This is a genomic window from Gibbsiella quercinecans, from assembly GCF_002291425.1.
GTDB classification, from domain to species: Bacteria; Pseudomonadota; Gammaproteobacteria; order Enterobacterales; family Enterobacteriaceae; genus Gibbsiella; species Gibbsiella quercinecans.
In genome coordinates, this window is sequence record NZ_CP014136.1 from 3,539,397 (window position 1) to 3,558,419 (window position 19,023).

Annotated in this window: 16 protein-coding genes; 7 read left to right on the forward strand and 9 right to left on the reverse strand. The window is 59.8% G+C overall.

Annotation, left to right across the window (positions count from 1 at the left end; all coding sequences use genetic code 11):
• Positions 1-73: 73 nt before the first annotated feature.
• Both ACN28Q_RS16330 and ACN28Q_RS16335 read left to right on the forward strand, forming a co-directional pair.
• Entirely contained in the window at positions 74-997 is a 924-nt protein-coding gene (locus ACN28Q_RS16330; RefSeq protein WP_095847305.1) for an ABC transporter ATP-binding protein, read from the forward strand.
• Positions 994-1,764 (forward strand): ABC transporter permease, encoded by a 771-nt coding sequence (locus tag ACN28Q_RS16335; RefSeq protein WP_095847306.1) that lies wholly within the window; start codon positions 994-996, stop codon positions 1,762-1,764. The genes ACN28Q_RS16330 and ACN28Q_RS16335 overlap by 4 nt, the downstream gene beginning before the upstream one ends.
• A 51-nt stretch (positions 1,765-1,815) precedes the next feature.
• Here ACN28Q_RS16335 and panD read toward each other — a convergent pair whose 3' ends face one another.
• The 3 genes from panD to panB form a co-directional block, all read right to left on the reverse strand.
• Positions 1,816-2,196, reverse strand: coding sequence for an aspartate 1-decarboxylase (gene panD / locus ACN28Q_RS16340; RefSeq protein WP_095847307.1), 381 nt, complete (start codon positions 2,194-2,196; stop codon positions 1,816-1,818).
• 277 nt (positions 2,197-2,473) lie between these two features.
• On the reverse strand, positions 2,474-3,328 hold the full coding sequence (gene panC / locus ACN28Q_RS16345; RefSeq protein WP_095847308.1) for a pantoate--beta-alanine ligase: 855 nt from the start codon (positions 3,326-3,328) through the stop codon (positions 2,474-2,476).
• Between the two features lie 59 nt (positions 3,329-3,387).
• Positions 3,388-4,182, reverse strand: a complete 795-nt coding sequence (gene panB / locus ACN28Q_RS16350) for a 3-methyl-2-oxobutanoate hydroxymethyltransferase (RefSeq protein WP_095847309.1) — start codon at positions 4,180-4,182, stop codon at positions 3,388-3,390.
• 172 nt (positions 4,183-4,354) lie between these two features.
• Here panB and qseB point away from each other — a divergent pair, with 172 nt between their 5' ends.
• Positions 4,355-5,017, forward strand: coding sequence for a quorum sensing response regulator transcription factor QseB (gene qseB, locus ACN28Q_RS16355; RefSeq protein WP_095847310.1), 663 nt, complete (start codon positions 4,355-4,357; stop codon positions 5,015-5,017).
• Entirely contained in the window at positions 5,014-6,384 is a 1,371-nt protein-coding gene (gene qseC / locus ACN28Q_RS16360) for a quorum sensing histidine kinase QseC (protein WP_095847311.1), read from the forward strand. The genes qseB and qseC overlap by 4 nt, the downstream gene beginning before the upstream one ends.
• Before the next feature lie 11 nt (positions 6,385-6,395).
• On the opposite strand, the gene folK is transcribed toward qseC, so the two are convergent.
• The 6 genes from folK to thpR all read right to left on the reverse strand — a co-directional run bounded on the left by folK (position 6,396) and on the right by thpR (position 11,355).
• Positions 6,396-6,890, reverse strand: coding sequence for a 2-amino-4-hydroxy-6-hydroxymethyldihydropteridine diphosphokinase (folK, locus tag ACN28Q_RS16365; RefSeq protein WP_095847312.1), 495 nt, complete (start codon positions 6,888-6,890; stop codon positions 6,396-6,398).
• Positions 6,890-8,434, reverse strand: a complete 1,545-nt coding sequence (gene pcnB, locus ACN28Q_RS16370; RefSeq protein ID WP_095847313.1) for a polynucleotide adenylyltransferase PcnB — start codon at positions 8,432-8,434, stop codon at positions 6,890-6,892. Before pcnB ends, folK begins: the two co-directional genes overlap by 1 nt.
• A gap of 61 nt (positions 8,435-8,495) precedes the next feature.
• Positions 8,496-9,407 (reverse strand): tRNA glutamyl-Q(34) synthetase GluQRS, encoded by a 912-nt coding sequence (gene gluQRS, locus ACN28Q_RS16375; protein ID WP_095847314.1) that lies wholly within the window; start codon positions 9,405-9,407, stop codon positions 8,496-8,498.
• Between the two features lie 63 nt (positions 9,408-9,470).
• The gene (gene dksA, locus ACN28Q_RS16380) at positions 9,471-9,926 is read right to left on the reverse strand and encodes an RNA polymerase-binding protein DksA (RefSeq protein WP_095847315.1); all 456 of its coding nucleotides are present in this window, start codon (positions 9,924-9,926) and stop codon (positions 9,471-9,473) included.
• 182 nt (positions 9,927-10,108) lie between these two features.
• Entirely contained in the window at positions 10,109-10,816 is a 708-nt protein-coding gene (sfsA, locus tag ACN28Q_RS16385) for a DNA/RNA nuclease SfsA (RefSeq protein WP_095847316.1), read from the reverse strand.
• Entirely contained in the window at positions 10,813-11,355 is a 543-nt protein-coding gene (gene thpR, locus ACN28Q_RS16390; protein ID WP_095847317.1) for an RNA 2',3'-cyclic phosphodiesterase, read from the reverse strand. Before thpR ends, sfsA begins: the two co-directional genes overlap by 4 nt.
• A 137-nt stretch (positions 11,356-11,492) precedes the next feature.
• On the opposite strand from thpR, the gene hrpB reads away from it, so the two are divergent.
• The 3 genes from hrpB (at position 11,493) to fhuA (ending at position 18,986) form a co-directional block, all read left to right on the forward strand.
• Positions 11,493-13,931, forward strand: a complete 2,439-nt coding sequence (gene hrpB, locus ACN28Q_RS16395) for an ATP-dependent helicase HrpB (RefSeq protein ID WP_183096692.1) — start codon at positions 11,493-11,495, stop codon at positions 13,929-13,931.
• 99 nt (positions 13,932-14,030) lie between these two features.
• Positions 14,031-16,571 (forward strand): bifunctional glycosyl transferase/transpeptidase, encoded by a 2,541-nt coding sequence (gene mrcB, locus ACN28Q_RS16400; protein ID WP_095847318.1) that lies wholly within the window; start codon positions 14,031-14,033, stop codon positions 16,569-16,571.
• A gap of 225 nt (positions 16,572-16,796) precedes the next feature.
• The gene (gene fhuA / locus ACN28Q_RS16405; protein WP_095847319.1) at positions 16,797-18,986 is read left to right on the forward strand and encodes a ferrichrome porin FhuA; all 2,190 of its coding nucleotides are present in this window, start codon (positions 16,797-16,799) and stop codon (positions 18,984-18,986) included.
• The last annotated feature ends 37 nt before the right edge of the window (positions 18,987-19,023 follow it).

The window sequence follows — 19,023 nt, forward strand, 5'->3', positions numbered from 1 at the left end:
CGAGCGGTGATAAAATTCGCCCAATGATAAGAATTCTGCAGCATACATAACGCTACAAGGTGTTTTCTAATTTATGAGTTACGCATTGGAATTAGCGCAATTGACCAAGACCTACGCAGGTGGCGTCAAGGCATTGCGCGGTATCGATCTTCGCGTCGAGGCCGGGGATTTTTATGCCCTGTTGGGGCCAAACGGCGCAGGGAAATCCACCACCATCGGCATTATCAGCTCACTGGTCAACAAAACGTCCGGCACGGTGCGGGTATTTGACTTTGATATCGATAAAGACATCGTCAACGCCAAACGCCAGCTTGGTCTGGTGCCCCAGGAGTTCAACTTCAACCCGTTTGAAACCGTGATGCAAATCGTCGTCAATCAGGCGGGATACTACGGCGTTACGCGCCGTGAAGCGTTGAACCGTGCCGAAAAGTACCTCAACCAGCTGGATCTGTGGGGCAAACGTAACGATCGTGCGCGCATGCTGTCCGGGGGGATGAAACGCCGGCTGATGATCGCCCGCGCGCTGATGCATCAGCCGAAGTTGCTGATCCTCGATGAGCCTACCGCCGGGGTAGATATCGAACTGCGTCGCTCCATGTGGGGCTTTTTGAAAGAGCTGAACGTGCAGGGAACCACCATTATCCTGACCACCCACTATCTGGAAGAGGCCGAAATGTTGTGCCGTAACATCGGCATTATTCAGGGCGGCCAACTGGTGGAAAACACCTCGATGAAAGCGTTGCTGGCCAAGCTGAAGTCGGAAACCTTCATCCTCGATCTGGCGGCCAAAAGCCCGTTGCCGAAGCTGGACGGCTATCGCAGCCAATTGCTGGATACCTCGACCTTAGAGGTGGAAGTGATGCGCGAGCAGGGGCTGAACGCGCTGTTTAGCCAATTGAGCGCCCAGGGCATTCAGGTGCTGAGTATGCGCAACAAGGCCAACCGGCTGGAAGAGCTGTTTGTCACACTGGTTAACGGCAATGGAGGGAAAGCATGACGCGTTTATACTGGGTGGCATTGCAAAGCATCTGGGCGAAAGAGATCCACCGCTTCGCACGCATTTGGATACAGACGCTGGTGCCGCCGGTGATCACCATGACGCTGTACTTTATTATTTTCGGCAACCTGATTGGTTCGCGCATCGGCGATATGCATGGCTTCAGCTACATGCAGTTTATCGTGCCGGGGCTGATCATGATGTCGGTGATCACCAACGCCTATTCCAATGTGGCTTCCTCGTTTTTCGGCGCCAAATTCCAGCGTAACATTGAGGAACTGCTGGTTGCGCCGGTGCCCACCCATGTGGTGATCGCCGGTTACGTCGGCGGCGGTGTGGCGCGCGGGATCTGCATCGGTATTCTGGTCACCGCCATCTCGCTGTTCTTTGTGCCGCTGCATGTCCACGCCTGGTGGGTGATTGCCGCAACGCTGCTGCTGACGGCGATTCTGTTTTCGCTGGCCGGGCTGCTGAATGCGATTTTTGCCACCACCTTTGACGACATCAGCCTGATCCCGACCTTCGTGCTGACGCCGTTGACCTATCTGGGCGGGGTGTTTTACTCGCTGACGCTGCTGCCGCCGTTTTGGCAGGCGGTGTCCAAACTGAACCCGATTGTGTATATGATCAGCGGATTCCGTTACGGTTTCCTCGGCATTACCGACGTACCGCTGGCGTTGACCTTGCTGGTGCTGGTGGTGTTTATTGTGGTGTTTTACCTGCTGACCTGGTATCTGATCGAGCGTGGCCGCGGCCTGCGTTCGTAGCTGGGGAAAGGCAGGGAAGCGGGCGCCGGGGCAACGGGCGCCCGTGAGGGGTCAGGCAACCTGTACCGGCACGGCTTTCGCTTTGCGCAGCAGGGTGTTTCCGCCTTCGAAGTAGGCCACTTTCGGATGGTGCTGGCGCGCATCGGCATCGCTCATTTGTACATAGGAGCAGATGATCAGTTTGTCGCCCACGCAGGCACAGCGTGCGGCAGCGCCGTTGACCGAAATGATGCGCGAGCCGCGCTCGGCGGCGATCGCATAGGTGGAAAAACGCTGGCCGTTGTCAACGTTGTAAATATCAATGGCTTCGTATTCCAGGATCCCGGCGGCTTCCAGGAAGTCCTGATCGATGGCGCAGGAGCCTTCATAGTGCAAATCAGCCTGAGTCACTTTCACCCGATGCAGCTTGCCTTGCAGCATTGTACGTATCATAGCTTTTAAACCTAACTGAACGTCGGCCCTTGTGGGCGACTGGGGTTAAACATCTTCCTGCATCCCTGCCATACACGTCATCCTTCAGGCTGCTTCTTTGTTGGCTGCGTCAGCGCGTCCCGGTCACATAGCCATCTATGCTCCCGGGAACTACTGACTTGCCGCCGCGATGCATCATGAATGATTTTGTGTATATACCCGACAACTTGAATTATTTGGGGTATATATGACCGTTGCCGATAAACCCGGGGGAAACGGCAACCGCTGTGCAAATGGCTTACAGCGTTAAATCGACCTGCTGATTGTCGATCAGGCGCGCTTTGCCAAGCCAGGCCGCCATCAGAATCACCGCGCATTTGCTTTCCACCGTGAGCGGCAGCAGCGTGTCTGCATCGCGGATAAACAGCTCGTCCGGGGTGAACCCCACTACACGTAATTTATAGGCGGCCTGCTCCAGCAGTTCATCAATTTGCCGCTCGCCATTGCCGAGCCGCTCGGCCAGTTCGTTCATGATCTGGTTAAGCTGCGGGGCGGTTTTGCGTTCTTCGGCGTTCAGATAGCCATTGCGTGAGCTAAGCGCCAGGCCATCCTGGGCGCGGACAATCGGCACGCCGATGATATCAATATCGTAGCCCATGTCCGCCACCATTTTGCGGATCAGCATCAACTGCTGGTAATCCTTTTCGCCGAAGCAGGCCAGATCCGGCTGCACCAGATTGAACAGCTTGCTGACGATGGTGGCAACGCCGCGGAAATGGCCGGGGCGGCTGGCGCCTTCCAGTATGGTGGAGATCATCGGCACATCGACGTAGGTTTGGCTATCCGGGCCTTGCGGGTACACTTCGGCGGGGGCGGGTGAAAACACCAAGTCGACGCCGCGGCGCGTCAGTTTCTCGCAGTCTTCCTGCAGCGTGCGCGGGTAGCGCGCCAGATCGTCCGGGCGATCGAACTGCATCGGGTTGACAAAGATGCTCACCACCACCACGTCGCCGCGCGCGCGCGCTTCATCAACCAGCGTCATATGGCCTTCGTGCAGGTTCCCCATGGTGGGCACCAGCGCGATTCGTTTACCCTCCAGGCGCCAGCGCCGAACGTGTTGGCGCAGCATCGGCAGAGTTTCGATAATCAGCATTGCATAACTCCGTTACGGGCCGTTTCAGGCCCGGGCAGGCCAATAAGCCTGCGGCAAGATTAATTAAAAGAGTGTTCCGGCCCAGGGTAGCTGCCCTGTTCTACTTCATGAATATACTGTTGCACCGCCGTGCGCATATCGCCGCTCTGCGCCAGGAAATTTTTGGCGAACTTGGGCGTGTGGCCGCCGGTGATGCCGAACGCATCGTGCATCACCAGGATCTGGCCGTCGGTGGCGTTGCCCGCCCCAATGCCAATGACCGGGATGGTGAGCTGTTCGGTAATTTTGCGCGCCAGCTCGCTGGGAACGCATTCCAGCACCAGCAACTGCGCGCCGGCTAGCTCCAGGTTTTGCGCGTCTTCCAGCAGCTGTTTGGCCGCCAGTTCGTCGCGGCCCTGAACCTTATAGCCGCCAAAAATATTCACTGACTGCGGCGTCAGGCCAAGGTGGCCGCAAACCGGCACCGCGCGCTCGGCCAGCATTTTCACCGTATCGCACAGCCAACTGCCGCCTTCGATTTTGACCATATTGGCGCCGGCGCGCATCAGTTCGGCGGCGCTGGTAAAGGTTTGCTCCGGGGTGGCGTAACTCATAAACGGCAGATCGGCCAACAGCAGGCAGGCCGGTGCGCCGCGGCGCACCGCGCGGGTGTGGTAGGCGATGTCGGCGACGGTGACGGGCAGCGTGGAGTCGTGGCCCTGCAGCGTCATCCCTAGTGAATCCCCAACCAGCAGAACTTTAATGCCTTGCTCTTCAAACAGCTTGGCAAAACTGGCATCGTAGGCCGTAAGAGTAGCGAACTTGCGCTGTTCCTGCTTCCACTGGCGCAGATGGGTTATGGTGGTGGGTTTCATCACAACGTCTCCTGAATAGGGCCGCACGGCGTCAGCCAGGCCCCTGACTACAAAAAAAGTGCGGTCATTCTACTGTAAGCCTTACGGGGTGGGTAGCGCAGATCATGATGCTTAAGCGCTTCTTAAGAAATGGATGCTGTAATAAAGCGATTAATGATGAATAAGGACATGCATGAGAATTCTGCTGATTGAAGACGACACGCTGATTGGCGATGGCATTAAAGCCGGCCTGACCAAGCTCGGTTTCACCCTGGACTGGTTTACCGACGGCGTGGTGGGCAAGCGCGCCCTGGCCAGCGCGCCCTATGATGCGGTAATCCTCGATCTTAGCCTGCCGGGCCTTGATGGGTTGGATTTGCTGCGCGCCTGGCGCCAGGCCGGCCATGACATTCCTGTATTGATTCTCACTGCTCGCGATGCGCTGGAGCAGCGCCTCTGCGGTTTGCAGAACGGCGCGGACGATTACCTGTGCAAACCCTTCGCGCTGGCGGAAGTGGCGGCGCGCCTGCAGGCGTTGATCCGCCGGCGCCACGGGCAGCTGATGCCGCAGTTGGCGCACGGCAATGTGGTCTTCGACAGCGCCGCCCGCAGCGTTAGCGTTAATGGTGAACCGGTGGCGCTGACGCCGCGCGAACTGGCGGTGCTGGAGCTGTTCTTGCACAACAAAGGGCGGGTGCTGGCGCGGCCGTTGATTCAGGAAAAGCTCTACGCCTGGGACGATGAGGTGAGCAGCAACGCGGTGGAGGTACATATTCACCACCTGCGGCGCAAGCTGGGCAGCGGCTTTATCCGCACGGTGCATGGCGTGGGCTATACGTTGGGGGCGGCTGAATGAAGCGTTGGAGCCTGCGGCTGCGGCTGATCGTTATTTTCGGCCTATTGGCGTTGTTGACCTGGTGCTGTGCAAGCCTGGTGGCGTGGAAAATCACGCGCGATAACATCAACGAAGTGTTCGACACCCAGCAGATGTTGTTTGCCAAACGGCTGGCTACCGCCAGCCTGGGGGATCGGCTGGCCAGCGAGCAGGTGCGCAGCCTGCCGCAAACCAAGAGGCTGGTGCGCAACGGCAAACGGGGTGAACAGGATGACGATGCGCTGGCCTTCGCCATTTTCGACCGCCAGGGCCACATGCTGCTGCATGACGGTGAAAACGGCGCCGATGTGATGTTCGATGAGCGCAACGACGGGTTTATCGTTGGCCGCCTAAGGGGCGATGACGATGCCTGGCGGCTGCTGTGGCTGACCAGCCCCGATGGCCGCTATCGCATCGTGGTGGGGCAGGAGTTGGAATACCGCCAGGATATGGCGCTGGATATGGTGACCGGGCAACTGCTGCCGTGGTTGATCACCTTACCGATCCTGATGCTGCTGATCGCCTTGATGGTGGGGCGGGAACTGCGGCCGCTGCGCGCCGTGGCCGCCGGGCTGCGCCAGCGTGCGCCGGATGATGCGGCACCGATCGACGCCCGGCAGGTGCCAACGGAAGTGCGCCCGCTGGTGGATGCGCTCAATACATTGTTTACCCGCATCAATACCATGTTGGTGCGCGAGCGCCGCTTCACCTCCGACGCCGCCCATGAACTGCGCAGCCCGTTGGCGGCGTTGCGGGTGCAGGCTGAAGTGGTGCAACTGGCCGGTGATGATGTGCCGGTGCGTATGCATGCGGTAGAAAACCTGATGGTCAGTATCGACCGCGCCACACGCTTGGTGGACCAACTACTGACGCTTTCGCGGCTGGATTCGCTGTCGGATCTTGAGCCGCTGGAGCCGGCCGACTGGTGCCAACTGGTGCCGGCGGCGCTGGCCGAGCAGGAGCGTTATGCCAACAGCCGGAGCGTTGCATTGCACTATCAGCCGCAGGGCACGCCGAAGCCGCTGCCTGGGCAACCGCTGCTGCTGTCTTTGCTGATACGCAACCTGGTGGATAACGCGCTGCGCTATACGCCGGTGGGCGGCCGGGTAACGGTCACGTTGAATGAAGGGCAACTGCAGGTGGCGGATAACGGGCCGGGGGTAAGCGTGGAGCAGCTTGCCAGGTTGGGCGAGCGCTTTTACCGGCCGCCGGGGCAGGTGCAGAGCGGCAGCGGATTGGGCTTATCGATAGTGCAACGTATCGCCGCATTGCATGGGCTGACAATGCGTTTCGCTAACCGCACGGAAGGGGGCTTTATTGCTACGGTGATGTTTCCGGGGCGCGGCTAGCCGGCCCTGGATCACGCGCCGGGCGGGTGCCACAGCTGCATGCCGTTTCGCGGCACGCGCTTCAGGCATTCAGCCAGTGGCGTGCCGTCGGGCAGCACCAGATCCGGTGCAATCTCGGCCAGCGGGTAGAGCATAAATTCGCGCTCTTTCAGGCCGTAGTGCGGCACCGTCAGCCGTTCAGTGGCGATTTGGCTATCGCCATACAACAGCATGTCCAGATCGAGAGTGCGCGGCCCCCAGCGCTCATCTTTGCGCACCCGCCCCTGATTGCGTTCGATGTGTTGGGTGTGATCGAGCAACTGCTCGGCGGGCAACCGGGTATCCAGCGCCACCACCGCATTGAGGAAATCAGGCTGGTTTTGCGGCCCCAGCGGCTTGGTGCGGTAAAATGACGAACACACGATCAGCCGGGTTTGCGGAATGTGCGCCAGCGCTTCCAATGCCGCATTCGCCTGTTGCAACGGCTGCGCCTGGTTGCTGCCGATCGCGACATAGACGCGGATCATTATTCGCCTTCTTTACGCGGCGCACGGCGGCGTGGCCGGCGTTGGCGTGAACGGCGCGGTGCCGGATCGTCGCCCAGCGTACTGAGCATGTTTTTCTGCTGCGCGGCGGTGGCGGCCTGGAATTCGCCCCACCAGTCGGCCAGGCGTTGCATTTCCGGGTTGTTTTCCACCTGGGCGCGCAGCGCCAGCAGATCGTAAGCCGCGCGGAATTTGGGGTGCTCCATCAGTTTGTGGGCACGTTTCCCCTGACGGCGGGACAAGCGCAGCTGCAATTGCCAGATATCACGCACCAGCGTGGTAATGCGTTTTGGAATCGCCAGTGAACGGCACTGCTCGTCCAGCACATCGTTCATGGCCAGCGCGAAGGCATCGTAATAGGCCAGCCCGCTTTCCTGCGCCAGCTTCTGCGCGTGCTCCAGCAGCGGATACCACAGCATGGCCGAGAACAGGAACGCCGGGTTGACGCGCATGTTGTTCTGCAACCGGTGATCGGTGTTTTTCAGCACCTGGATCAGGATGCGCTCCATCGGCGTATCGTGGTTCGGCGTGAAGTTGCGCGCGATTAACGGGAACAGCGGCTGGAACAACTGGTATTCACACAGCTTCAGGTAGGTCGGCAGCCCGTAGCCGGCCTGCAGCAGCTTGAGCGACTCTTCAAACAGGCGCGCCGGCGGAATTTCGTGCAGTAGTGCGGCCAGACGAGGGATCGGCTCTGCGCTTTCTTCGCTGATGGTCATATCCAGCTTGGCGGCGAAGCGCACCGCTCGCAGCATGCGTACCGGATCTTCCCGATAGCGGGTTTCCGGATCGCCGATCAGGCGTATCACGCCCGCTTGCAGATCGCGCATGCCACCGACGTAATCGCGCACCGTAAAGTCCGCCACGCCGTAATACAGGCTGTTGATGGTGAAGTCGCGGCGCTGAGCATCTTCTTCGATCGAACCAAAGATGTTGTCGCGCAGCAGCATGCCGTTTTGCGCCTGCTGGGATGAATTCTTATCGTGCTCCTGGTCTTGCTCCTGGTGCTGTTCATGGTGGCCGCGGAAGGTGGCCACTTCGATGATTTCCGGCCCGAACATCACGTGCGCCAGGCGGAAGCGGCGGCCGACCAGGCGGCAGTTGCGGAACAGTTTGCGCACCTGTTCCGGCGTCGCATTGGTGGTGACGTCGAAATCTTTGGGCTTTTTGCCCAGCAGCAGATCGCGCACGCCGCCGCCGACCAGATAGGCTTCAAAGCCTGATTTATTCAGGCGGTACAGCACCTTCAGTGCGTTATCGCTGATGTCTTTGCGTGAAATGGCGTGCTGATCGCGGGGGATGACGGTCATAGAGCCGGCGCTTTCGCTAACGGGCGGCTGCGGGCGTTTTGCCGGCGCAGTGCGGCGACGCGGGGCTTCTTTGCTGCTTTCGATGGCGCGCGGCGGCTTGGCAGCCTGGCGGGGTTCGCGAGCTGCGTTTTTATCGCTGGCGGGCGACTGTTCGCCTGCCGGCTTGTCATCGCGGATTAGTACCTTACGGCAGAAATTGGCTACTCGGGTAAAAATGGTACACCTCGATAGTGACTGATAAAAATGGCGCTAATAAAAAATAGCGGCTAATCATAGCTCACCATGGCGCCTTTGAGAATGCTGATGTGGCTTTATCCAGGGGAATGGCCTTCTGGCGCGGGATGCTTTCCAGCGCCCAATGGTCCACTGCCCAGCTCAATAATAACGGCAGGTCAAGATCTTGCCAGCTTTCCGGCAGCGGTTGGCGCAGAAATTTTAGCGCTGCAACCAGCACCGGGCGCGGATCGCCCGCCGGCAGCGCCGGAGCATGGTTTTGCTTGGAGAGTTTCAGCCCGTGTTCACCCAGCGCCAGCGGCAGGTGTACGTAGGCAGGCACCGGTGCCTGTAACTGCCGGTAAAGGGCGATCTGGCGGACGGTGGGTTCGATCAGGTCGGCGCCGCGGACAATTTCGCTGACGCCCTGCGCGTGATCGTCCACCACCACCGCCAGGTTATAGGCAAACAGGCCATCGCGGCGGCGGATGATAAAGTCCTCTTGCGCCAATGCCGGATCGGCCAGCAGTTCGCCCTGCAGGCGATCGTGGAAGCGGTATACCGGGTTGGTCTGGCGCAGGCGGATTGCCGCACCCTGTGGGCCCAGCTGCAGATTGCGGCAGTGGCCGTCATACAGCCCACCGGTTTGCTGAATGCGGCTGCGGGTACAGGTGCAGTAATAACAGAGCCCTTGCTGCCGGAGCCACGCTAAGGCGGCGCGATAGGCGTCGTGGCGCTGGGATTGGTAGAGCACCGGGCCGTCCCAATGTAGGCCGTAGTGTTCCAGCGTAAACAGGATGCTGTCGGCGGCGCCGGCGACTTCGCGGGGAGGATCGATATCTTCAATACGCAGAAGCCACTGCCCATGTTGCGAGCGGGCTTGTAAATAGCTTCCCAGGGCGGCAATCAGTGAACCGAAGTGCAGATCCCCGGAAGGCGATGGAGCGAAACGCCCCACATAATGATGTTCAGACATAGTTGGAAAAGGCCGTTACCTCATGATACGGCGCGCCGTTAAGCGCGCCGCAGGGTAACGTGATTAGCCGGCCATCTGCTTTTCGCGGATCTCGGCCAACGTTTTGCAATCAATACACAAATCGGCGGTTGGGCGCGCCTCAAGGCGGCGAATGCCGATCTCCACGCCGCAAGATTCGCAGTAGCCGAAATCTTCGTCTTCCACTTTCTTCAGCGTTTTTTCGATCTTTTTGATCAGTTTGCGTTCACGGTCACGGTTACGCAGTTCGAGGCTGAATTCTTCTTCCTGAGCGGCCCGATCGACCGGATCCGGGAAGTTGGCAGCTTCATCTTGCATATGCGAGACAGTACGGTCCACTTCGTCCCTGAGCTGGTTGCGCCATGCTTCAAGAATACGCTTGAAGTGCGCCAACTGGGCGTCGTTCATGTACTCTTCGCCCGGCTTCTCTTGATACGGCTCCACCCCAGCGATGGCGAGAATGCTCAAGGACGAGGTTTTACGGTTTTGCCCTTCTTGCATGTTGCTTCTCCTACATACACACGCACTATCGAATCCCCAATGCGGGGGAAAAACAGGCCGCTATAAATAACAGATGGTGAGGGGGTTGGCAATTATTCCTGTCGCCTGCTTGACAATGGTGTGAAGGAAGGCGTATTTGGCGGCGTAATATCTCTCTTTTGCATTATTAATACCGGGCATTATTAACCGGCAAATAATGGCACTTTCCCGCGAAGAGACAGGCCGCCGGGTGAGACATCGGCCCCATAACACACCACTTCCACCCCCGACTGCTGAACCTGAGCCAAAAGCTCTGCATAATGCGCATCTATATGATGTGCCGGGGCAACCTGCGTGATGCCGGTATGTAAAACGGCAAAAAACAGCACTGCCCGTTGCCCATCAGCCGCCATGTTTTGCAGCTCCCGCAGATGCTTCTGCCCCCTGAGCGTTACTGCATCAGGAAAGTAACCACGGTTGTGTTGCAATAATGTGACCGACTTGACTTCAATATAGCAGTTAACCCGGTTTTCCGCTTGTAATAACAAATCGATACGGCTGTTTTCACTGCCGTACTTTACCTCGCCGCTGATTTTACTGTAACCGGATAATTCCGCTATACGGTTTTGCTCAATCGCCTCGCGCACCAAGCCGTTAGCCCGCATTGTGTTGACGCAGATCCAGTCGCCCTGCTGGGTGTGGGTCAGTTCCCAACTGTGCGCATATTTGCGTTTGGCGTTATCCGAGGTGGAGTACCAGACGGTATCGCCCGGCGTCGCGCAGCCCGTCATGGCACCGGTGTTGGCACAGTGCAGGGTGAAGGTTTCCCCTTGCGGGGTCACGACATCGGCCAGAAAGCGTTTATAGCGCTTGATCAGCGTGGCGGGTTGCAGCGGTGGGGTGAATTTCATGTGTTTCCTGCGTTGTTCAGCGGCCATTGGGCCAGCTCGTGGTAGCGTGTGCGCCCGTTTTCAAAAATGGACTGGCAAAGGGAAAAATGGTCGGCCTGGTAAGCCCAGCCGGGCGTTGCCGGCGGGATCGCCACCGGTTGGTTGGCGGCGCGCAGTAGGGTGATATGGGGGTGAAACGGCAAAGGGCTTTGATAACAGCCGCTGCGCGCCGCCTGTGAGCGCAGCATCTCCGCCAGTTGCAGCAACCCGCGCGGCGCATGTTTAGCGCCAAGCCAAACCACGCCGGGGCCGGGCCAATGGCCGAGATCGTCCAGCACCAGCTTGAACTGGCGTTGGCGGATGCGGCCCGCCAGCGCTTGCAGCGCCGCTTCTTTTTGGGTGCTGATCTCGCCAAGGACCGCCAGCGTCAGGTGCAGGTTTGCCGCCGCAACCGGCCGGCCCGCCTCTGCAGCAAACGCGCCGGCCCGCCAGCGGACGATCTGCTGTTGCAGCGGAGCCGGCAGAGGCAGTGCAAAAAACAGGCGGCGTGAATTGGACATGGAACCCCGGTAAATGAATGAAACGCTGGGCGTAATGCTACAATGTGCGCCATTCAATGTTAACCATCCCCTTCACCTTTCTGGCAACGGCGCCTGCGCCGCCATCGAGTGTTGGGGGGGAACCCAGGGAGAATGCTGTGTCTTCACTGCCCGTCAGCGAGGTTGTCGATGAAATATTGGCCGCGCTGCAATCCGCTCCGCAGGTGCTGCTGCACGCGCCGACCGGCGCCGGTAAATCCACCTGGTTGCCGCTACAGATACTGGCGCGGGCCAACCTGCCCGGGCGCATTATCATGCTGGAGCCACGGCGGCTGGCGGCGAGAAACGTGGCTTACCGGCTGGCGCAGCAGTTGGGCCAGGAGGTGGGCCAAACCGTTGGCTACCGTATGCGTGCGGAAAGCAAAAGCGGGCCCAACACCCGGCTGCTGGTGGTGACTGAAGGCATTCTGACGCGGATGCTGCAGCAGGATGCTGAACTGCAAGGGGTCTCCTTGGTGATCCTGGATGAATTCCATGAGCGCAGCCTGCAGGCCGACTTGGCGCTGGCGCTGCTGCTGGATGTTCAGCAGGGGCTGCGTGACGATCTAAAACTGCTGATCATGTCGGCGACGTTGGACAACGCGCGCTTATCGCAGTGCCTGCCGGCGGCGGCAGTGGCGGTATCGCAAGGGCGCAGTTTCCCGGTGGCGCGCCAATATCATCCGCTTGCCAGCCATCAGCGCGTTGAAGACGGCATAGCCAATGCCGTCAAACGTCTGCTGGCTGAGCAGCACGGCTCGCTGCTGCTGTTTTTGCCGGGCGTGGGGGAGATCCACCGCGTGCTGGAGCGGCTGAACGGCGAACTGGCGGCGGATACCGAACTGTGCCCGTTGTACGGCGCGCTGCCGCAGGCGGAACAACAAAAAGCGATCCAGCCCGCCGCGGCCGGGCGGCGCAAGGTGGTGTTGGCGACCAACATTGCCGAGACCAGCCTGACTATCGAAGGGATCCGCCTGGTTGTGGATAGCGGCCTGGAACGCGTGGCGAACTACGATCAGCGCACCGGCTTGACGCGGCTGGTGACGCAGCGTATCAGCCAGGCTTCGATGATCCAGCGCGCCGGCCGGGCAGGTCGCCTGGAACCGGGCATCTGCTGGCACCTGTTTGCCAAAGAGCAGGCTGAACGCGCCCCGGAACATGCGCAGCCGGAGATTTTGCAAAGCGAACTCACCGGTTTCTGGCTGGAACTGTTGCAATGGGGCTGCCATGACGCGAGCCAACTCACCTGGCTGGATGCCCCGCCGGCCAGCGCGCTGGCGGCCGCCCGGCGCTTGCTGCAAGATCTTGGCGCGGTGGATGCCGGCGGCAAACTCACCGCCAACGGGCGGCAGATGGCCGCGCTCGGGTGCGAACCACGGCTGGCGGCGATGCTGCTGGCCGGGGCGCAGTTAGGGGCGGATGGGCTGGCGACGGCGGCGTTGCTGGTAGCGTTGCTGGAAGAGCCGCCGCGTTCAGGCCAGGCGGATATTGGCTACTGGTTAAGCCGCCCACAGCCGCACTGGCAGCGCCGCGCTGCGCAGTTGGCCAAGCGCGTGGCGCAGCGTGCCGGGCAGGTAGATGTCGATCTGGCGCCGCGCTTGTTGGCGCAGGGCGCGAGCGATCGCATCGCCCAGCAACGCGGGCAGGACGGGCATTATCTGCTGGCTAACGGTTTTGGCGCCGCGTTGGAGCGTGATGAAGCGTTGTCGCGTGCGGCCTGGCTGATCGCGCCTGCGCTACTGCAAGGGGCGAACAGCCCGGAAGCGCGTATTCTGTTGGCGTTGCCGGTGGAGATAACGGCGCTGGCGGCGGAACTACCGGGGTTGGTTTCACAACAGACGGCGGTCGAGTGGGATGAAGAAAAAGGCACGCTGCGCGCCTGGAAGCGCCAGCAAATCGGCCGTTTGACGCTGCGGGCGCAGCCGTTGGCCAAGCCCGCCGATGAAGAGCTGCAGCAGGCGCTGCTGGCGTGGGTGCGGGCGCAGGGGCTGGCGGTGTTGAATTGGGATGCGGCCGCCGAGCAACTGCGGGCCCGCCTGCAGTGCGCCCACCAATGGTTGCCGGAGGCGGCGTGGCCGGCGGTGGACGACGAGGCATTGTTGGCGGCGCTTGAGCAATGGTTACTGCCCTCACTCTCGGGCGTGCGCGATTTGCGCGGCCTGAAGCAGGTGAATATCGCCGAGGCGCTCAACCGCCTGCTGGACTGGTCGCAAAAACAGCGGCTGGATAATGCGCTGCCCACTCATTACACTGTGCCAACCGGCAGTCGTCTGCCTATCCGCTATCATGTTGATAAACCGCCGCTGTTGCCCGTTCGCCTGCAGGAGATGTTTGGCGAACGCAGCAGCCCGATGTTGGCGGAAGGGCGCATCGCGGTAGTGCTGGAGTTACTTTCGCCGGCACAGCGGCCGCTGCAAATCACCGGCGATCTGGCGGCGTTTTGGCAGGGCGCCTACCGGGACGTGCAGAAAGAGATGAAAGGGCGCTACCCGAAACACGTATGGCCGGATGATCCCGCCAATGCGGCGCCGACGCGGCGCACTAAAAAATATCAGTAAGATAATTCAGATGTTTCTTCTGTTCAGTGGCCGGGCGCAGGAACAGATTAAGCGACAAGATGATGGCCAGCAGAGCCGCAAGCGTGGAGAACGACAGCAATGGCTGGGGATGACCGCGAACCGATTGGGCGCAAAGGGAAACAACCGAAACGCAGTACGCCGCGCAGGCCGCTGCGTGGTCGCAGAGACGACTACGATGATTACGAGGAAGACGAGTATCAGGATGAGTATGACGATGATGAGAAGGATGACGAGGAGGCGCCGATGTCACGTAAGGTAAAAGCGGCCCCTCCGCGTAAAAAACGCCGTTGGCTCGGGCTGATAATCAAACTGTTGCTGGTGATTGCCGTGTTGGTGGCGATTTATGGCGTGTATCTCGATTCCCAGATTCGTAGCCGCATCGACGGCAAGGTATGGCAACTGCCGGCGGCGGTTTACGGCCGGATGGTCAACCTGGAACCGGGCATGCCGTACAGCAAAAACGAAATGGTCAATCTGCTGGCGGGCATGCAGTACCGCCAGGTCACCCGGATGACGCGCCCTGGCGAATTCACCGTGCAGGCCAACAGCATCGAGATGCTGCGCCGCCCGTTTGACTTCCCGGATGGGAAAGAAGGGCAAATCCGTGCGCGGCTGTACTTCCAGAACAACCGTCTGTCGAAGATCGAGAACCTGGATAACCAACGTAGCTTTGGCTTTTTCCGGCTCGATCCTCGCCTGATCACCATGCTGCAATCGCCGAACGGCGAACAGCGCCTGTTCGTGCCGCGCGCCGGCTTCCCGGATCTGCTGGTGGATACCTTGCTGGCGACGGAAGATCGCCATTTCTATGAGCATGACGGCATCAGCCTGGGGTCGATCGGCCGCGCGCTGCTGGCAAACCTGACCGCCGGCCGCGCGGTGCAGGGGGGCAGCACCCTGACGCAGCAACTGGTGAAAAACCTGTTCCTGACCAACGAACGTTCGCTGTGGCGTAAGGCGAACGAAGCCTATATGGCGCTGCTGGTGGACTACCGCTACAGCAAGGATCGCATCCTGGAGCTGTACCTGAACGAAGTGTACCTGGGCCAGAGCGGTAGCGATCAGATTCGCGGTTTCCCGCTGGCCAGCCTGTATTACTTCGGCCGCCCGGTGGACGAACTGAGCCTCGATCAGCAGGCCTTGCTGGTGGGCATGGTGAAAGGCGCTTCGCTGTATAACCCGTGGCGCAATCCGCGGCTGGCGCTGGAGCGCCGCAATCTGGTGCTGAAACTGTTGCAAAACCAGGGGGTGATCGACGCGGAGTTGTACGACATGCTGAGCGCCCGCCCGCTGGGCGTGCAGCCGAAGGGCGGCGTGATTACGCCGCAGCCGGCCTTTATGCAACTGGTGCGCCAGGAGCTGCAGGCCCGGCTGGGCGATAAGGTGAACGATCTGTCCGGCGTGAAAATCTTCACCACGCTGGATCCGGTATCGCAGGATGCGGCGGAAAAAGCAGTGGAAGAAGGCATTCCAGCATTGCGCGCGGCCCGCCACGTCAGCGATCTGGAAGCGGCGATGGTGATTGTCGATCGCTTCAGCGGTGAGGTGCGCGCTATGGTGGGCGGGGCCGAACCGCAGTTTGCCGGCTTTAACCGCGCGATGCAGGCACGCCGCCTGGTGGGCTCGCTGGCGAAGCCGCCAACCTACCTGACCGCGTTATCCGAGCCGGACAAATACCGCCTGAATACCTGGCTGAGCGATCAGCCGGTGAGCATCAAATTGCCGAATGGCACGAATTGGCAGCCGAACAACTACGATCGCCAGTTCCGCGGCAAGGTGATGCTGGTGGACGCGCTGGCCAACTCGCTCAACGTGCCAACGGTCAACCTGGGGATGTCGGTGGGGCTTGATCAGATCAGCGCTACACTGCAGCGCCTGGGGATACCGAAAAGCGCCATCAACCCGGTGCCTTCGATGCTGCTGGGGGCTATCGGCCTGACGCCGATGGAAGTGGCGCAGGAATACCAGACCATCGCCGGCGTGGGGAACCGGGCGCCGTTATCAGCCGTGCGTTCGGTAATTGCCGAAGACGGCACCGTGCTGTATCAGAGCTTCCCACAGGCGGAGCGGGTGGTGCCTGCCCAGGCGGCATACCTGACTCTGTACGCCATGCAACAAGGCGTGGCGCGCGGCACGTCCCGTTCGCTGTCGGTGAAGTTCCCGAACTACCATCTGGCGGCCAAAACCGGTACCACCAACGATTTGCGTGACAGTTGGTTCGCCGGCATCGACGGCAAAGAAGTGGCGATCGCCTGGGTGGGGCGCGACAATAACGGCCCAGCCAAGCTGACCGGCGCCAACGGAGCCCTGACGCTGTACCGGCGTTATCTGGAAAACCAAACGCCGTTGCCGCTGATGTTGCAACCGCCGGAAGGAATCAGCCAAATGGGCATCGACTCTGCCGGCAACTTCATCTGCTGCGGCGGCAGTTGGCGTACCATCCCTGTCTGGACAGACAACCCGCAGGGGATGTGCCAGGCCAGCCAGGCTGAAGTGCAACAGCAGCAACAGGCGCAGCAGCCGTCGCAGCAACAGCCTCAGCAGCAGCAACAACAGCAGAATGAGCAGAAAGACAGCGACGGCGTTGCCGGCTGGATTAAGGATATGTTCGGCCAGTAATCGCCATTCACCCTGTTGTGCGTATCAGGCCCGTAGCGAATGCTACGGGCTTTTTTTCATTCTGTTTCAGTGGGATACAGCATCATTATGCTCCGCGTTTAATCGCGTGCCGCCGCCGGCCCAAATATTGTTCAGTTATTATTCTCCCCGAATGAACAAGATGATATGCTTATAATAATCATTATTATTAGCATTACTGTGGTTTTTATCTGGTGGGGGTAAATAATGCCGAACAAACGCCTGGTTTTAGCGCATGCCCGCAAAGGGAAAAATGGTTTGCGGGGCGTAGCGTTAGCTGTCGCTGCTGCGGTTGCCGGCCCTGCCTTTGCGGCGCAGAGCACCGTGGACAATAGCGAAACGCTTACGGTTGTCGGCAGCGACGCGTCGCAGGAGAGCGCCTGGGGGCCGGTAGGCACCTATGTCGCCAGGCATAGTGCCACCGGGACGAAAACCGATACGCCGTTGGAAAAAACGCCGCAGTCGGTTTCCGTGGTGACGCGTGAAGAAATAGAGATGCACCAGCCGGTTTCGGTGAAAGAGGTGCTGGGTTATACGCCGGGGGTGATGGTGGGCACGCGCGGCAGCTCCAATTCCTATGATGCGCTATCGATCCGCGGCTTCACGGAAGTTAACACCAACCAGTACCTGAATGGCCTCAAGCTGCAGGGGGATAACTACTCTGAAGCGAAAATCGACCCCTACATGCTGGAGCGCGTAGAGGTGCTGCGCGGCCCTGTTTCGGTGCTGTACGGCAAAAGCAATCCTGGCGGGGTGGTTTCCCTGGTCAGCAAGCAGCCGACCACCGAAACCCTGCGTGAAGTGCAGTTCCAGATGGGCACCGACAATCTATTCTCCACCGGCTTTGACTTCGGCGGGGCGCTGGATGACAGCGGGGTATACTCCTATCGCCTGACCGGGTTGGCCAGCAGCGCCGACAGCCAGCAGGAAATGGCGAAGGAAAAACGCTATGCCATCGCACCGGCCTTTAGCTGGCGGCCGGATGATAAAACCACCTTGACCTTCCTGAGCTATTTCCAGAATGAGCCCGACGCCGGCTTCTACGGCTGGCTGCCGCGGCAGGGCACCGTGGTGCCCTATACCGATGCTGAAGGCAACCAGCACAAGTTGCCGACCAATTTCAACGAAGGCGAGGCCAGCAATAAGTTGGCGCGTAAGCAGAAAATGGTGGGCTACAGCGCCGAGCACCAGTTTGACGATGTTTGGACGGTGCGCCAGAACCTGCGTTATATGCAAATCGACAGCGATTATAAAGCGGTGTACGGCAACGGCTACAGCGCGCCCGCCACGCTGAACCGCGCCTATGCCCAATCGCAGGAAAAGTTGAACAGTTTTACCGTGGATACCCAGGCCCAGGCGAAGTTCCGTTACGGCGACGTTGACCATACCCTGTTGCTGGGGGTGGATTACATGCGCATGCGTAACGACATCAATGCCTATTACGGCACCGCCAGCAGCCTCAACATGCTGGCGCCTGACTATGGCAACCCGAACATCGTGCTGACCTTCCCGTATAAAATACTTAACCGGCAGGAACAAACCGGCCTGTATGTGCAGGATCAGGCCGAGTGGAACCATTGGGTGCTGACGCTCGGCGGCCGCTACGATTGGGCGACCACCTCGGTATATAATCGCTCTACACTGAGTACGGTAGAAAAAAATGATGCGCAGTTCACCTGGCGTGGCGGGCTGAACTATTTGTTTGATAACGGCATTTCACCGTACTTCAGCTACAGTGAATCTTTCCTGCCGACGCCGGGCACTGATGCGTTACAGCAACCTTTTGATGCCTCCCGGGCCAAACAGTACGAAGCCGGAGTGAAGTATATCCCGCAAAATCGCCCCATTACGCTGACGGCGGCGCTTTACCAACTGACCAAAACCAAAAATCTGACGGCGGATCCGGATCCAGATCATAGCGGCTTTAACGTACAAAGCGGCGAGATACGCGCGCGCGGGGTCGAGCTGGAAGCCAAAGCCGCCCTGAACGCCAATATCAATTTGACCGCGTCCTATACCTATACCAACGCCGAGTATACCCACGACAACACCTACCAAGGCAACACCCCGGAGCAGGTACCGACCCATATGGCATCGCTCTGGACGGATTACACCTTCAACGAAACGGCGCTTAGCGGCCTGACCGTCGGCGGCGGTGTGCGCTATGTCGGCAGCTCGCAAGGCGATACCGCCAACAGTTTCAAGGTGGCCAGCTACAGTGTGGTTGACGCCACCGTTAAATACGATCTGGCGCGTTTCGGGTTGGCTGGCTCTTCCGTTGGCCTTAATGTGAAAAACCTGCTCGATCGTGAATATGTCGCCAGTTGCTACGCTGATTATGCTTGCTACTGGGGCAGCGATCGCCAGGTGGTAGCTACCGCAACCTTCCGTTTCTAATTGATAACCGAGCGGCGCCATGCCGGCCCGGTAAAAA

Excerpts from the sequence above, each read along its gene's own strand:
- ACN28Q_RS16330 (WP_095847305.1), top strand. The coding sequence starts at position 74 with ATGAGTTACGCATTGGAATTAGCGCAATTGACCAAGACCTACGCAGGT.
- ACN28Q_RS16335 (WP_095847306.1), top strand. The coding sequence starts at position 994 with ATGACGCGTTTATACTGGGTGGCATTGCAAAGCATCTGGGCGAAAGAG.
- panD (WP_095847307.1), bottom strand. The coding sequence starts at position 2,196 with ATGATACGTACAATGCTGCAAGGCAAGCTGCATCGGGTGAAAGTGACT.
- panC (WP_095847308.1), bottom strand. The coding sequence starts at position 3,328 with ATGCTGATTATCGAAACTCTGCCGATGCTGCGCCAACACGTTCGGCGC.
- panB (WP_095847309.1), bottom strand. The coding sequence starts at position 4,182 with ATGAAACCCACCACCATAACCCATCTGCGCCAGTGGAAGCAGGAACAG.
- qseB (WP_095847310.1), top strand. The coding sequence starts at position 4,355 with ATGAGAATTCTGCTGATTGAAGACGACACGCTGATTGGCGATGGCATT.
- qseC (WP_095847311.1), top strand. The coding sequence starts at position 5,014 with ATGAAGCGTTGGAGCCTGCGGCTGCGGCTGATCGTTATTTTCGGCCTA.
- folK (WP_095847312.1), bottom strand. The coding sequence starts at position 6,890 with ATGATCCGCGTCTATGTCGCGATCGGCAGCAACCAGGCGCAGCCGTTG.
- gluQRS (WP_095847314.1), bottom strand. The coding sequence starts at position 9,407 with ATGTCTGAACATCATTATGTGGGGCGTTTCGCTCCATCGCCTTCCGGG.
- dksA (WP_095847315.1), bottom strand. The coding sequence starts at position 9,926 with ATGCAAGAAGGGCAAAACCGTAAAACCTCGTCCTTGAGCATTCTCGCC.
- sfsA (WP_095847316.1), bottom strand. The coding sequence starts at position 10,816 with ATGAAATTCACCCCACCGCTGCAACCCGCCACGCTGATCAAGCGCTAT.
- thpR (WP_095847317.1), bottom strand. The coding sequence starts at position 11,355 with ATGTCCAATTCACGCCGCCTGTTTTTTGCACTGCCTCTGCCGGCTCCG.
- mrcB (WP_095847318.1), top strand. The coding sequence starts at position 14,031 with ATGGCTGGGGATGACCGCGAACCGATTGGGCGCAAAGGGAAACAACCG.
- fhuA (WP_095847319.1), top strand. The coding sequence starts at position 16,797 with ATGCCGAACAAACGCCTGGTTTTAGCGCATGCCCGCAAAGGGAAAAAT.